Origin of the sequence: Lysinibacillus sphaericus (assembly GCF_000600105.1) — a bacterium.
Lineage (GTDB): Bacteria > Bacillota > Bacilli > Bacillales_A > Planococcaceae > Lysinibacillus > Lysinibacillus sphaericus.
In genome coordinates, this window is sequence record NZ_CP006837.1 from 2,380,300 (window position 1) to 2,396,331 (window position 16,032).

Sequence of the window (16,032 nt, forward strand, 5' to 3'; positions counted from 1 at the left end):
CCACCCTTTGGTCCTCGACAATTAAAAGACAGTATCTTTATTCAAACATATGTATTTTCATAAAAATAGAATAGTGGAAATAAAAAAGACTAAGCTACCAGCAATAAGCTTTCTTAGTCACGGATGATGCTGTTCATTTTGTTGCAACGTCATGAAGCAGTCGCACTATTTCCAACCTTTTTTGTCGTCTTGATTATTGTATCTTTCTATTACGATACAATATTGTTCTTTAAATTTTTCATGGTTCGGATTGTACATTTGTACCAGATAATTGAGAGATAGCTCTTCGTAGTTAACGTTAACATACGGTATATGTAGGTCATTCTCGTCATGACCAATCCATACCCTACATAATTCTACGATTTGCTCTTCTCTAATATTTTTCTCTAGGTACGCCAGTAATTGCTTTGCCCTTAATTCCGAATATATAAAAGTAACTTCATAAATGAATGGATAACTTGTAAATTCACTAACATCATAGTAAGCATCTTTTTTAATGACCAACTCATTTAAGTCCTCATTATTTTCAACTACTACTATTTGGGCACTAGGATCCATCTTCTCCCAAGGTACCAACTCATGTGGTTTGATGCTAATTCCAGAGCTTCCCTAACAGTAATCGTCTTCGCTTTTGTTTCCACTTCTGGCATTGCATAATTTGTTGCAATAAATGAACAATGACTCAGTTCAACTACCTCCTAAATTCTAAATTAACTGTTTCCAATTAAGATCTTTTTCATCTTTATCATTAGGTTTTCTGACAAACTCTATGCATCTTTCTTCACAAGCCCCAAATACCATAAAGTTTTTTTGGGCTTGCCTTAAGGATGGAAGATTAGCTCCTCCTTCCCAATCAGGGTCATCCCATTGAACGCCATCATCTTCCCAAAAACAAATTGTACATATGGCATAAGTTCCTGGGGGTTCTTCGTCTAATGTTTTATATCCACAACAAGGACAAGTATATTTCATAACATCTCTCCTCTTTTTCTCTGACTTTACTTAAAGATTTGCAAAACAATTCCTTTGCCCTCTACTACCTCTACTTCAGCATAAGCACCATTGATAAAAGTTATTTGTGGAGGAACATGACCACAATCCACATCATAAATAATAGGTATCCCAAGCTCATCAGACAGCTCTTTATAAACATCTTCCACTGTGTAATTATTTACAGGCGTATTCGCATCACTTCGACCAAACATAATCCCTGCACATTGCTCAAACCAACCAGCAAGCTTCATTTGAACTAATGACCTTTTTAAATCTGGTGTGTTTAATTCACAATTCTCTAAATACCATAACACAGGCTCCCCACTGATATGTTGTTTTCTAAAGGTTTGGACATCACCATAAGCTGTCCCAATCAAATGTCTAATCACGTCTATACATCCGCCAAGTAAACGGCCTTGTATCTGTACTTGTTGATTGGACACAGTTTTCCAATAAGTTTGTTCTGCTAAATGAAAAACACATGGCGAGGGAGCATTGTGTTGCCATTCCTTTTGATATTTAGATGATGAATATTGCAGGACAGATTCCCCACTATTAGTCGATAATACAGCCTGCCACATGGCAGTAGTGTCATCTGAATATTCGCCTCTTAAATCTACAAGATTAGTACCATGAGCAGTAGCTATACCTGTTTTTAATGTAATTGCTAATAATAATGCACTGATATCTGAATATCCTACTACCCATTTGTTTTTTATCTGTTCAAAATCAATTTTATCAAGTATTTCAATTAACAGTTCCCCACCCCATGGAGGAATGATGATATTTATATGATCGGCACTCATCATTTCATTAAACTCATCCGCCCGTTTTTCGGCAGAAGCTGATTTAGCTTTTTCTTGAGTCCAAACCGTATCACCACAAATAATATGAAAACCTTTCGATTTCAGACGCTCACAGGATTGTTTAAACATCTCATGTAGCCCCTCCGGAACCCCTGATGAAGGTGCCGTTACTCCGATTGTTGCATCTTTTTCTAAGCGCGGGTATTTGATCATATTGATTCCTCCTGTTTTTTCATTATTTTACCAAATACAAATTAATCGAACAATGATGAAATTGGTGAAAACATATTAGATAAATTTTTAATCATACCAAAAAGCCACAACACGTTAATTGAATAACATTTGGTAGATTCCACATCATTATTGGACAACATAGTGAGCAATGCCTGTTGGACTTTTTTTATAATCTACATCACTTCTAGCCACATCTGATAGTAAGTCATATATACAAAAACAAGTATAGTTCAAATAATGAACTATACTTCAGACTGTAGACAAACTCGAAAAATTTCGAGTTTGCCTACAGTCTTTTTTCATTTTAAAATAAAAATAGATGTCTACTCCCGTTGATTTCCGCTACGTTCGGGCGCTTTCCGCGGGCACATCGTAAGCCGCAACCCTCGCTAACGCGTGGTCTGTTGTGTCTTACGTACTGTGCGTTCCCGCAGGAGTCGCCCGCCCATAGCCGTGTACTTAAGCTAAATTAAATTATTTTTAATAAATACCTCTTCTAAGTTAGTATAAAAATGAAAACTTAGAGGAGGTTTTTTTATGTACAATCAACACAATTTGTATTTGAAAGAATGTTTTCGACTTTTCCACCCGTATCATCTTGAAGAGCTAGCCAGAGAGACGGGATTTATTAAACGAGAACGTCAAATTTCTGCATCTGACTTTGTCTCACTTGTCTTTCGACAAAACGCGAATCTTGTACAGCCTTCATTAAATTGTCTATGCCGTGATTTAGAGAACCATCAGATACGCATCACTAAATCAGGTTTAAATAAACGATTTACGACCGAAACTGTCGACTTTTTTAAATCACTATTTGAGCGTCTATTTCAATATCAATTACAGGCCCCATTGGCAGAAATGAAGGTCAAGAAAAAATATCCATTTAAACGTGTTCGAATTTTGGATAGTACAAGTTTTAAACTGCCAAAAGCATATGAAAAACATTTTAAAGGAACGAGAGATGCCGGTGCGAAAATCCAATTTGAATTTGATTATGTAAGTGAGAAATTACTTTGGTTTCGTTTAGAAGATGGGAAGTCTGCAGATACAAAAAAGGGGATTTATTCTTGCAGGATTTAGGGTATTATCATTTGGATGTTTTTGAACAAATTCACCAATCGGAAGCCTTTTATCTATCAAGAGCTAGAATGGATTCGCAATTCTTTCTCGAAGTCGATAATCCTCCTTGTCATCCAGATGGTTCTTTCATTGAAAAACATCGCTACCAGCGTCTATACATGGAAGAAGAATTGAAAACATTACCTAGGGGACAGTATCGAGAATGGGATAAGATTTATGTCGGCAGACATAAAAAAATGTGCACACGCTGTATTATTTATCGTCATGATGAGAAACAAGAAGAAAAAAATGTCAAAAAGAGATTGAGAAGTTATCAAAAAAAATCTCGCTCTATTCCAAAAGAACATGTTGCTTCACTTTCGGGATTGACGATTTACATAACGAATTTGCCGCGAACAATTTCTGCCGAAAAAATAACGCAGTTATACCGTCTTCGCTGGCAGATTGAACTTCGTTTCAAAACATGGAAGTCCCATTTAAAACTTCATCAAATAAAAGACATGAAAGTGGAACGTTGGTTATGCCATATCTATAGCCAATGTATCGTTATGTTACTAAGTATGATGACCACAGGTTATCTTCGAAAGATTGTTTGGAAAACATGCAATAAATTCATCAGTGAAGATTTATCTATCCGTATGTTTTCGAATAGGATAAACCACCTTATTTTCGAAGCTAAAAAAAGTATGCGGAGTTGGAGTTTGTTCCTTAAGCGTCTTATTCCCACCACAGAAAAATACAACTTAAAAAGCACAAAGCTACAACAGCACACTTTATTTGTTTGATTGGACACACAAAAATCCAAAATAAGGTATTTCTTTATTTTGGGTTTATTTGTTATGCCCATATCTAAACACCATAATTATAACTTCCAAAAACAATCCTATACAACATTAAGCTTTTGAAAAATTATCAATTAGAACTTCAATATTTCTTCTAAAGTACACGGCTATGGTCGCCCGCCCTTCGCTCCAATCAACTTGATATGAATTGCTATCAATCAACTATAAATAAAAGAATCTATTTGAGGTGATGGAAAATGATGTCGAAAAATCAAATCAATGAACGTGAACAATTAGAAATACTGACAATTGACCAATTGGTGCCACAAGACCATTTAGTCCGAAAACTAGAAGCAGCGATTGATTTTTCGTTTATCTATCCATTAGTGGAAAACCTCTATTCATCTTTAGGGCGTCCAAGTATTGACCCGGTTGTTCTCTTTAAAATGACCTTTATTCAATATGTTTTCGGTATTCGCTCAATGCGTCAAACTATTAAAGAAATTGAAACGAACATGGCCTATCGTTGGTTTTTAGGATTTGGCTTCCATACAGAAGTTCCACACTTCTCTACCTTCGGTAAAAATTATGCGCGACGGTTTCAAGACACAGACGTGTTTGAACAAATTTTCTATCGTATTCTAAAAGAAATTCTGAAGAAGGGTCTCCTGCACGCGGACCATGTATTTATTGATTCCACGCATGTAAAGGCAAGCGCCAATAAGCGAAAGTATGATAAAAAAGTCGTTCGAAAAGAAACACGTGCTTATGAAGAGAAACTTCAACTGGAATTAAATATTGATCGTGAGGAACACGGAAAAAAGCCCTTCCCTCCAGAGAAATTTGAAAAAGACGAATGGAAAGAAATCAAGGAAAGTACGACAGACCCTGAGAGTGGTTATTATGTTAAGGATGAACGGACTAAGCAGTTTGCGTATTCATTTCATGCAGCGACAGATGAAAAAGGCTTTGTATTAGGTACGATTGTGACTCCAGGAAATGTGCACGATAGCTATGTATTGCAGCCACTTGTTGAAAAAATCATTGAAAAAGTGAAAAAGCCATTAGCGATTGCTGCGGATGCTGCTTATAAAACACCTGCCATCACTAACTTTTTATTAGAGAATCAAATGTTACCTGTTCTCCCTTATACACGTCCTAAAACAAAAGATGGTTTCTTTCGAAAGCATGAATATGTGTACGATGAGTACTATAATTGTTATCTTTGCCCACAAGGGCAGGTATTGAAATATACGACAACCACAAAGGAAGGGTATCGCCAATATAAATCGAATCCAACGATTTGTGCGAATTGCCCCTGGTTATCACAATGTACAGAAAGCAAGAATCATCAAAAACTTATTCAACGTCATATATGGGAAACATATATGGAAGAAGCTGAACATTTACGTCATTCATATGCTATTAAACAAATTTATGCAAAGCGCAAAGAAACGATTGAACGTGTCTTTGCAGATGCAAAAGAAAAGCATGGTATGCGATGGACAACCTTAAGGGGTCTTAAAAAATTGTCCATGAAGGCGATGCTTACTTTTGCTGCCATGAACTTGAAAAAGCTTGCTACTTGGACATGGCAAGCTGCTTAAGGAGATAGATCTGCTCATAGAGTATGGTCAACTCGGGAATAAAATCCAATTATTTACTATAAAAAATAACAAAAGGCATCAAGTTTAAAACTTCTTGATGCCTTTTGTCGACAATCTGAAGTATAGTTCAAAATAATGAACTATACTTATTTTTAATTCTTCAGTTTTCATATCACAGTAGAATATACCAAAACAATATTGCTTGTAAATTTTTTAATAATTAATGACCACGCCATGAAAACTTGGATTATTCATTTATATTCGTTTAATCAACAAAATAAAACTCAAAATTTACCCTTTTCCAATGCAGTCGCCCAATCTTTCCTATTATTTAGATTACTATAAAATATTGATAGTGAGGTATTATACGGAATAGATATCTGCTCAAATGAATATTCGTTGTCAATCTTCTCAACTATTACATATTTCGCCAAAGGATTCCCTGACTCCATTTTATAGTAAAATGGTTCAAATTCTTCATATGCCGGTAAACCTACACTTCCTGGATTAACTATTACTTTGTTATTTGGCAAATAAGTTATCATAGGGATATGTGAATGACCGCAAAATATAATATTTTGTGTTACTTTTTCAGATTCATTGACCAGCTCATTATTATCTTTAATTGTTAAATTTCCATTACTTATTTGATTAACCAAATATTCTTCGTCACTTGTGGGAGAAGCATGACAAAAATATAAATCGTCTACTTCAATAGAAAAAGGAAGATTTCTTAACCACTCTCTATGCTCTTCTTCTAACTTATCAATACAATATTGGACTGTAGGATTTTCTGAAAAATTAGATTCTAGTAATCTATCGCAATTTCCTTTTATACTTTTTATATTTGCTTCTTTTATCATTCTATATGTCTCTATTGGAAATAATGGTCCATATAAGCTATCTCCTAAATTGAAAATATCATTAATTTTACGAGACCGAATATCTTTTATAACAGCATGTAATGCATCTTTATTTCCATGAATATCTGATATAACTGCAAACCTCATGATACTGCCCTCTTTAATTATTTATTTTCAGTATACTTTCTATGTTATTTATTTTTCGAATAACTTCTTTTTCATTTTCACCTTTCAAAAGCATACCGGCTTTGGCATCTACCGATGAAGTCGCATGCTTATTAATAGCTTTGTCAGCAATCCACAGTTTCTCAATTTCAAACTCTTCTTTATTTAATTTTTCCACACAATAAGCATCACTCGTTATCATAAAGTAACCATAAGATAAATTATTTTCTTTTTCACCTATTTGTTTTTCTAGTTGTTTAGGGCTAATCCATAAATCATAACTAGCTAGGGAGATATTAATTTTATATTTTTGAGTAATATTATCTTTTATCATACCTCCGCCTGTTCTTGCTGCTACTTCACCAGCATAAAAATTCCCATACTCATCTTGAAATACCTCAAAATGAATTGCTGTTATATACTGTTCCTCTGGAAGAACACTGTAAATTTTTTCTGAATACTCCTTAAGAATCTTATATTCCATGGATGATTCCTGTAATAAGACTCCTCCAATATTTTTTTGCAAAAATTCATGAGGCGGATTCACATATTTCGACGGTATTATTAATAATGGATTATTTTTATAGCTTAGAACATCTACATGAAATACATTTCCGTTTATAAATTTTTCAAGTATGTAACTACCGTTAATTAAGTCCATTACATTGCCATGATTTTTAAAATACTTTAAAATCTCTTCTGAATTTTCAAAAATTTCAACACCTACTGAACCAGCTCCGCTAATTGGCTTTAGAACTATTTTTTTATGCTCATTTTGAAAATCTACTATTTCTTCTAGAGAATATGGATGACAATATGGTGTATACGGGATGTTTGCCATTTCAAATAGACTTTTCATTTTAACTTTGTCTCTAAAGAATATTCCAAAATTCGACTTTAAGCCTTGAATATTAAATAAAGACCTTAAACAGGATACTCTATAAACATCTTTTTCAGAATTTGATGCTATAAAATCGGGTTTGAATTTTTCAATTACATCACATATTTCTTTAAAAGCTTCTTCAGCAAAGTAATTATTTAAATGAACAACTTTAGTATTGTTATGAAACACTTTCCTTTTACTTTCTTTTCCTGTTATTAAAACAATCTCAAGATTTCCTTTATACATTTCAAATAGATGGTGATCAATTAAAGATGTAGAAGATGGTTGTTGCATTAAAAGAAATTTAATCATAATTTTCTCCTTCATTTATTGTGTTTAAAGTAAAGTTGTTTTCTATTTTATTTTTTATTGATTGTACTTCTTCTATTGTATTACCTTTAAATAATACATAACCAGAGATTGATGATGAATGAAAATTCTTATTCACTATATCTCCTTTTTTTAGTTCAACTTTTGAATCAAATACACCCTTAATCTTTAAAAAAGTTGTATTTTCTGAAATCGATGAAACCATTCCACTTTTTGTCGGTAAGCCAAACCATGCATTAATTCTAGTATCATATTTTTTATTTTTTATTTGTTTAATTCGTTCAATTACTCCAATCATATTATTCAAACTTAGTTCTATTACTACATCATCAAAGTCAATACTATACACTCTGTTTATTAAATCTATTATTTTACCTCCACCTGGCCTACAAGCTATTTCGCCAAGATATAAGTTATAATCTTCATCTAATAGAAATTCAGCATGAGTTACATATGAGTCTTGAATATTTATGTGGTTGATAATATTTTCATTTAAACTTTTTAGTTCTTTATATAATTTATGATTCTCCCCAATCATAAAGGATCCATGTTCTCTTTCTAACATTGGAGTAAAGTATTCTGATATTGAATAAAATAGTACCTTACCATTAATTACTATTGAATCAATATGAAATTCTTTTTTTATTTTTAGAAATGGCTCGATAATTACGTCTTTATCAGCTATCAATTTTATTTTAGTTTGAAAGTCCGTAAAACTATTAATTTTTTGAATTCCTTTTGCAGCGGAACCATATATCGGTTTTATAATCATAGGAAATTTATTACTTGTATCAATTTTAAAATCTTCAAACGATATGCATGGCAAGCAATAACCCAATTTTGAGAACTTTTCTTTCATTATATATTTATTTGTAAATAGCAAAGAATCATCATAAGACATTCCATTTATACCTAAGTAATTTCTAACAAATCCTGCTGTTAGTATTGCTCTTTCTGAAACAGCAATTATTGATTCTATTTCAATCTTACTTTTTATTTCTTCTATTTTTTTAATTATTTCCTCATAATCATTAATTGATTTTACATATTTTACAATCTCATACTTTTCAATTGAATATAGATCTTTATACCATTCCTCTATAATCAATATCCGTTTTATATTGTCTTTAGATTCAAATTTCTTTGCAAATTCCTTTTTATTAGCTCCGATTAATAGTATATTCTTCATATTAAATCACCTTTTTCTATTAATAGAAAAATCTTGAGAAAACCTAGAAGCCACAACTGTTTCAGAGCCAATATATTTACCATTGTATTTGTCGTTTTCTCCTTGAAGAGTCCAAAATGCTATTTTACCAATTTTCATAAAAGGATAGATTCTGATCTTTTCTAAAACCCTAATTTCTAGAGTCCAAGGAATAATAGCTCCGTGGTGACCAAGTGGAGCAGAATGTTGAATCCACATTCCCATTGAAGAAACCGATAAATCTGCTAATAATGTAGCAGCGTAAAAATTACTCCCCATCCTTTCATAAGTAGATGCTAGATAAAATTTATTTGGTTCCAACACAAATCCATCTTTAGGTATTTCTTTTTCTACCACTGTTGGTGTTTTTTTAAAATCTAAATTATAATCAGTATATTCCAATATTTTATTGCCGATTAAAAACCCATAACTATTTGGTTCTAAATTTTCTATTTTGAAATTATCAATTACTATTCTTCCTGTATTAATTTCTTTGTAAATCTCGTTTCCTGTTAATATCATATATTTCCTCCAACAAAGTATGTACTTTTTGTTTATACATCGTTAAATCTCCATTGTTTTCAATAATAAAATTTGTAGGTATTAAATTTATATTTTCTGAGGATTTATCTGAACGTGAAATGTCATTTCGATTTTTCAACCGCGACAATCTTATAGATTCATCAGCTTCTATACGAATAATAGAAAATTGATTATCTAAAAAATATTTCCCATCAATGTATGGATCTCTAAGATCATCATTAATTATAACTTCACAATCTATCCTATTCATTCTTTTAGAGAAATGGGAAACGAGTGAATAGGGATTTAACCCTCTCAATATATTAGCGATATTTTCCATCAAAATTTGATCTTGAAAACTTTTACCAGTGATATCGCAATCAGAAAATTCATAAAATTGATGTTGTAATGTATACAATGGCTCAGATAATTTTATGATTTCCGTGCAGCAACCCTTTTCCTCAAAAAATTTCTGTGCTAATTCTGAAAAAGTAGATTTTCCTACGCCCGACTTTCCTATAACCGATATCTTTATTGACAATTTTTACCCCTCATTTTTTTTAAAATTATGGATTTAACTTCTGTATTACTTTTTATGCTACTTTCTTTTAATTTAAAAGAACTTATGAATATTCCATTTAATTTATCACTATTATAAGTATGATGCGTAGCGGATCTATTAGGTTTACTAATTATGCTAAGATTTTTAGTTAATTCTGGATTAGGCATTACATTTTCAGCAAATACTATATAACATTTTTTATCGTTAAATGTTTGTAAATTAACTTTTTCCCCATTTATATCTACTAGCTCCTTTACCATTTTTTTTTTCGAAATAGGATGCCTATAATCTATTAATTTTGTTAATGCAGCTTTTAAAATTTTATTATCATGATTTTTGGTATTTTCGTATATAAAACCATTATTCACAACATGATATATTACATGTGATGTTTTTTCATTTGTATTTTCAAAATCGCCACTTGGTTTTTGTGCGTATCCGTTACATACAAGTAAATCATTTGGATGGAACATTGTGCTAACGCCATTCATTCCATGGTCGGAAGAAATTACAAAATCAAAATCCTTTTCTTCTTCATACGCGATTTCTAGTAATTGATCGGCATATTTATAAACTTTTAACAGTAATTCAAATGCTTTCATTTCATATTTTTTTGGTATTTCAATATCAGAATTAAGAAACCCTATAAGTTCATGACCGATATCGTCTGTGAAAGGTACATAAATTATTCTTAATTTGTTTTCACTTCTATTTTTAAAAATTTCATTTAGTACTAACTTATAATATTCAAATGATAATTTATATAAATCTAAATATAGATTCTCTGCTGTTCCATCTCCATCAATGTAGAATTGTTTTCCAAATAATCCTGTTCTATACATACCACCCAAAGTTTCACCTAGAAAAGGGTTTTTACCGATTGTTTTATTCAACAAAATAGAGTCATTTCTAGTGGAGGAATAAACCATTTCCCAAACTGCTGTTCGAATTAAGTATTCTTTTTCATTTGAATTTACTACCCTATACCACGCTGAATGTCCTTTATTCGAAGTAAAAAGTGTCCATTTTTTGTCATTTATACAAGTAAAATAATTATTTGATTCTAATTGCCATGTAAAAGCATCTTTTTTAATTGCCTTAATAATTCCAACTTCATCTTCTATATTTAATATATCTCTATTGGATAAGTCATAATATTTTTCTCGTGAAATTCGATTATTAATACCCCCAACAAAATTTATTTTTTTAGAGGTTTCTTTATACCAAGGTATTTGTATTAAATCTATTTCGATATTTTCTTTACTTAAATCCTCCCAAATTAAACTTCCTTCAGGGCTTGCTTGCAATAAGGAATTCACATACTTTCTATGGTCTTCTTTTCCTTGCATCCAATAACCATTTATTTTATGTTCTTGCTGTGACTGTCCCGTTAACAACGTGGCCATTGCTGCTGGAGTTTGACAATTTGGGTAACTAGGTTTTGTATCAAAAAAGCTTCCACTATCTATAATTTTTTTAAAGTATGGAAGTTCTCCAGTATTTAATAACCTTTCTAGTAACCATTTCGGTATACCATCAAAAATAAACCAATTTAATGTCATTATTTATATTTCCTCCAGTATTTCACTTAAATACTTTACAGATTCTAATAAGTAATTTGGTTTTATAGAAGTTGATAACCCTTTTTGTAAATTGTACTTTCCTGTTTTAACCAATGCTGTATCAATCCCAAGATTATTCCCCATTAAAATATCTGAAAAAATATCGTCACCTACAATTAAAAAATCCTTTTTATCTTTAATATTTAATTCATCCATTATTGCGGATATTAATATTGAAGAAGGTTTTCCTATTAATATTCTTTCATCTTGTACTTTTTTGGGAAAAATATTAGCAAAAGAACCTGTATCAATATTTTTTTCGTTATCTGATAAATAATATAACCCTTCTTGTAAAAGAATTAATTTTGCACCTTTATCTAGATATCTAAAAGCTGTATTGATTGAGTTATAGTCGAATACCTCCTTTAGATCCCCCATAACAACATGAGTAGGACAAATATCAGCATTATATTTTTCTACAATCTGTCCTTTTTGTTTAAACTCCTCTTTTATTTCTTTTGATGTTAAAAAGAAAGCTAACTTAATCTTGTTTAAAAAATAAGTGTTTATAATTCGACTTGGTGTATAGATTTCTTCTGATTTGATATTAAAACCTAATTTTTTTAAGTGTAAATATATTGATAGTTGCGACTTCGAATCTGAATTGGTAATAAAACGAACAATATATTTTTTTTTCAAAGAATTAATTAATTCAAGTGCTCCTTCTATCAATCCTTCTCTTGTATACAAAGTACCTTCTAAATCCAAAAGAATAACCTTCTTAGTCATCGTTGTTCTCCTTTATACAATTTTTTAGAAATGATAGTTTTGAATAAACGCCTCTATTAGTTGGAATCGCTCTCTCTTTAAAGAATTTATCCATATAATTTGCCAATTCATTAAATTGTTCTAACATTTCACGTTCATCATTTCTATTTATTGACCTTGTTCTAATATATTCTAGCTCACATTGACACAAGACTTTAGTTTCATCAGAATGTAAATATGAGTAGTCAAAATACACACCAAACACATGACCTGTAAGTATAGATTCAAAATTCACATCGTAGCGTATTCTTTGAAACGAAGGAAGTTCTCTACCAGTTACTCCAAATCTATCATGAATATATTTTTTATAATCACTAATTTTTTCAGTCTCTTTATAATGCACTTCTCTTCTCTTCACACTGTCTTCTGAAAACCATTTTCGCTTAATTGTATATCCGCCTTTTGTTAAAGGAATAAATGATATATAACCCCTTTCCTCAATAGGAGAATTAATTTCGAATAGATAATTTTCATAATCCCACGATTGAAATTCATCCCCAAATTCAGGTATATATTCTGGAATTTTATTTAATTTAACATCGTTATAAAAATCTTGTGTTAATTTCCATATATCACCATTTTTTGGTAATGTATATTTATATTCAATTTCTTCTCCTTTAAATAATTTATTATAATAACATTGATGATTATTGAAAAATAAAGCATTTTGTCTATGTTTTTCTTGAAATAAGGTAAGTAAATTATTCTTATCAATTTTTTCCCGAAATTCTTTTCCTGAAAAAATAAATAATATTTTATTATTTAATATTCTCAGATAGCTGAATAAGTAAATTTCACAATCTTTTTCATACATCAAACATAATGGCAACAAAATTTTAGTTTTAAAAATTTCTATTGGAATAATTTCACTATTTACTTGCATTCCAGTAATAAATTTCTCGTTAAAAATTTGCTTATATGAACTTTTTTTATTTTTGGAATCGTAAATTTCAATCTCTCTTATCTTATTTTCCAACTTATCTATGTCTATAACTATAGTATTTGGAATTTTCCCACTCGATATGCTCTGGTCGAACATCACACTGATAAAAGATTGTGTTATAACGGGGCTTTTATCAATATAGCCTCTTTCCCCACAAATCAATTTTAAAAGATTATTTTTCATAAATATTACCCTCGATTATTGTTACTTCCTCAGACTTTATTTTTCTATTTGCAACAACTGCTGGAATATCATTTTCTCTAAGTAATATAGCTAAATGACACAAAGTAGATCCTTTTTCAAAAATAAAACCCGAAGCTATATTTAAAATTCCAGATAAACAAGCATAAGGTAATTTTGCTAGAACTATTGGCTTCTCCTTATATTTTTCAAGTTCTTCAATAATTTCTTGAATTACTTGGTGATATGAGAGATCTAAAGTTTTCTCATCATCTATACTTACCGCAGCTCCAATAGAGAGTCTATGTAATTCTTCTGAATATTTTGTTAAATCAAATATTTTACCTTTCGCTGCTCCTCTTGAGATTATTGAGGTATTAATAATATTTTCATAATTGACTTTTCCTTTATTAGAATAATCTATAAAACAAAATATACCTTTTTCGTAAATCCATTCTGTAGTAGTTGTATTGAATTCAGAGTTTATTTCATTAACACAATTTGCTAAATTTAGTTGATTTTTTTTAACTGCATCTATTATGTAATGAGGACAGTTTGAGCTAATATTTATAATTTCATGTTTTTCATTAAAAGTAATTTTTGAAGATTCAATAATACCTCTATTTAGGCTCAACAAACCTTTTTCTGAGATATCAATAAACATTCCTAATTCTCCTGATGAAACAATTAACCCCGCTTCACCACTAAAAAATGGTCTGATTATTACTGTATTAGTGATAAAATCACTATCTTTAGGTAAATGTTGTAGTAAATTATCAACCAATTCTTCTTTTTCAATAATGATTTGTCTTGAAAATTGGTTAAAATCTAAAACGAATTTAGAATAAGAATTTACTTCTTTATTTTTAAACATATTTTCTAATAATTTATTGGAATTAAATTTGAAATCTTGAAGGCCAAGTTTATTGTAATTTAATACAAAACCTAAAGATGTTTTAAAGCCATACTTATTCGCTATTTCAATAGATTTTTTCCTTTTGTTAGTATAGGAAACATAAATCTCCGCAACTTCTTTAAATTCAAAACTTTTCGGTGGATTCTCATGATACAGATCAAAAAAAGAAAATTGTTTTATATTTTCTTTTTTATCGTTAACCGTTTTTTTGGTAATAGGTCTACATTGTAAAAGATAAATTTTTTCATGAAGAATACTCCATTCTATATCTACATCATAACCATGGTATTCTTGAATGGAGGATGCTAAGGAGTAAATCTTTTGAATATTATTTTCCTTTTCTAAATAATTTTCTTTTGAGACTATTTCTTTTGAAGATTCTACAACACCAGAAACCAATTGCTCGCCTAATCCTTTTACTGATTCAATTGAAACAATTATCTCATTATTATATTTTTCACTAAAAGCTACCCCTGCTTCTTGAGAATCAATCATCTCCTGCACTATTACAGCAATTTCTGGATTACTTGAAAAATCACCATTTGTTACTCTTTGGATAATTGCAGTAGCTGAGTAGTATGATTTAACTACCTTTTCTATTGATTTTATGATGTTTTTCATTCCACTTACATTAAGAAAAGAATCATGGATTCCTGCATAACTATTTTGCTTACCATCCTCATTAGTACCGGACGATCTAATTGCATATTTTCCTTTCTCATTACAATCCCCAAATATTTCATCTATCCTTTCTATAATAATGGCAATCCCCTGTTCATTAATGTAAATATCTTCCATTATTGAATTGATTTTCTTTGACGAATCTCTTATAAAAGCGCCCACTGTTGATTTTATATCTATCATTTCATTAAATAATTGAGTTTTAATTTGAGCTGTAAACATAAATTGCTCTAAAAATTCTGTGGAAATACAAAAGGCTTTAGGAACAAGGTAATCTTTACTAAGGATTGATAATGAGTTGAATTTATTACCAACAATATTTTCATTCACTAAACTTCCTAATACCGGTAATAATGTATGCTTTTTAGTTTTATTAAAATCCATGTATATTTCACTGCTTCTAGGTCCATTAGAACTTTGATATTTACCATTGTACAATTCGATTCTTCCCTTTGGTTTCCACCACATAATTTGACCAATTGGCATCCCAGAATATACTTTAAGAGGATGTGTCGCACACAATTGTAAAGTCCATTGCCCAATAAAACCGATATCACCTAAACTAGCAGATAGATTAATAAATAATCCTAACCTTGCAATTGATGATCGAGCTGCGAAAGTAGGTGCATAATTGTTACTTCCCATTTTTTCTATAGTATGAGCTAAATATAATTTATTAGGTTCTAATAGATATCCTTCTTCTGTGATTTCAATTTCTTCATATTCGTTTAATTTTTTGGGATCTAGTTCCTCAGACGTATATATTCTAAGTTTATTTCCAATTCGAAAATTATAACTGTTTGGGTTTACATGTTCATATAAAAATGGTTCTATAATTATTTCTTTATTTTTATGTGCTTTTATAATTTCTGGTCCAGTTAAAATCAT

At 30.6% G+C, this 16,032-nt stretch carries 15 protein-coding genes; 3 read left to right on the plus strand and 12 right to left on the minus strand.

Features of this window, described 5'->3' with window-relative positions:
- Positions 1 to 165: 165 nt before the first annotated feature.
- From T479_RS11045 to T479_RS11055, 3 genes are all read right to left on the minus strand, one after another.
- On the minus strand, positions 166 to 558 hold the full coding sequence (locus tag T479_RS11045) for a magnesium transporter (RefSeq protein WP_227665349.1): 393 nt from the start codon (positions 556 to 558) through the stop codon (positions 166 to 168).
- Between the two features lie 147 nt (positions 559 to 705).
- Entirely contained in the window at positions 706 to 972 is a 267-nt protein-coding gene (locus tag T479_RS11050) for a CPCC family cysteine-rich protein (RefSeq protein WP_025219578.1), read from the minus strand.
- A 26-nt stretch (positions 973 to 998) separates the two neighbouring features.
- Positions 999 to 2,012: a S66 family peptidase gene (locus tag T479_RS11055; RefSeq protein WP_025219579.1), complete on the minus strand. Its 1,014-nt coding sequence runs from the start codon at positions 2,010 to 2,012 to the stop codon at positions 999 to 1,001.
- Positions 2,013 to 2,570: 558 nt separating this feature from the next.
- On the opposite strand from T479_RS11055, the gene T479_RS11060 reads away from it, so the two are divergent.
- The 3 genes from T479_RS11060 to T479_RS11070 all read left to right on the plus strand — a co-directional run bounded on the left by T479_RS11060 (position 2,571) and on the right by T479_RS11070 (position 5,502).
- A complete protein-coding gene (locus T479_RS11060) occupies positions 2,571 to 3,113 on the plus strand; it encodes a hypothetical protein (protein ID WP_024364799.1) in 543 nt (180 codons plus the stop codon).
- Positions 3,101 to 3,898 (plus strand): transposase, encoded by a 798-nt coding sequence (locus tag T479_RS11065; RefSeq protein ID WP_024364798.1) that lies wholly within the window; start codon positions 3,101 to 3,103, stop codon positions 3,896 to 3,898. Before T479_RS11060 ends, T479_RS11065 begins: the two co-directional genes overlap by 13 nt.
- Positions 3,899 to 4,152: 254 nt before the next feature.
- Positions 4,153 to 5,502 carry an IS1182 family transposase gene (locus T479_RS11070; RefSeq protein ID WP_025219580.1) on the plus strand — a complete coding sequence of 450 codons (1,350 nt, stop codon included), beginning with the start codon at positions 4,153 to 4,155 and terminating at the stop codon, positions 5,500 to 5,502.
- A 284-nt stretch (positions 5,503 to 5,786) separates the two neighbouring features.
- On the opposite strand, the gene T479_RS11075 is transcribed toward T479_RS11070, so the two are convergent.
- From T479_RS11075 to T479_RS23205, 9 genes are read right to left on the minus strand one after another with little or no spacing between them, the layout of a single operon-like run.
- A complete protein-coding gene (locus T479_RS11075) occupies positions 5,787 to 6,512 on the minus strand; it encodes a metallophosphoesterase family protein (protein WP_024364165.1) in 726 nt (241 codons plus the stop codon).
- 13 nt (positions 6,513 to 6,525) lie between these two features.
- Positions 6,526 to 7,725 (minus strand): ATP-grasp domain-containing protein, encoded by a 1,200-nt coding sequence (locus tag T479_RS11080; RefSeq protein ID WP_024364164.1) that lies wholly within the window; start codon positions 7,723 to 7,725, stop codon positions 6,526 to 6,528.
- Positions 7,718 to 8,932, minus strand: a complete 1,215-nt coding sequence (locus tag T479_RS11085) for an ATP-grasp domain-containing protein (RefSeq protein WP_024364163.1) — start codon at positions 8,930 to 8,932, stop codon at positions 7,718 to 7,720. The genes T479_RS11080 and T479_RS11085 overlap by 8 nt, the downstream gene beginning before the upstream one ends.
- 6 nt (positions 8,933 to 8,938) lie before the next feature.
- Positions 8,939 to 9,472, minus strand: a complete 534-nt coding sequence (locus tag T479_RS11090; protein ID WP_024364162.1) for a dCTP deaminase — start codon at positions 9,470 to 9,472, stop codon at positions 8,939 to 8,941.
- Positions 9,435 to 10,013, minus strand: a complete 579-nt coding sequence (locus T479_RS11095; RefSeq protein ID WP_024364161.1) for an AAA family ATPase — start codon at positions 10,011 to 10,013, stop codon at positions 9,435 to 9,437. The genes T479_RS11090 and T479_RS11095 overlap by 38 nt, the downstream gene beginning before the upstream one ends.
- A complete protein-coding gene (locus tag T479_RS11100; RefSeq protein ID WP_024364160.1) occupies positions 10,004 to 11,596 on the minus strand; it encodes an alkaline phosphatase family protein in 1,593 nt (530 codons plus the stop codon). The genes T479_RS11095 and T479_RS11100 overlap by 10 nt, the downstream gene beginning before the upstream one ends.
- Before the next feature lie 3 nt (positions 11,597 to 11,599).
- Positions 11,600 to 12,385, minus strand: a complete 786-nt coding sequence (locus T479_RS11105; protein ID WP_024364159.1) for an HAD-IIA family hydrolase — start codon at positions 12,383 to 12,385, stop codon at positions 11,600 to 11,602.
- Positions 12,378 to 13,550: a hypothetical protein gene (locus T479_RS22850; protein ID WP_024364158.1), complete on the minus strand. Its 1,173-nt coding sequence runs from the start codon at positions 13,548 to 13,550 to the stop codon at positions 12,378 to 12,380. The genes T479_RS11105 and T479_RS22850 overlap by 8 nt, the downstream gene beginning before the upstream one ends.
- The gene (locus tag T479_RS23205; RefSeq protein ID WP_024364157.1) at positions 13,540 to 16,032 is read right to left on the minus strand and encodes a PEP/pyruvate-binding domain-containing protein; all 2,493 of its coding nucleotides are present in this window, start codon (positions 16,030 to 16,032) and stop codon (positions 13,540 to 13,542) included. The genes T479_RS22850 and T479_RS23205 overlap by 11 nt, the downstream gene beginning before the upstream one ends.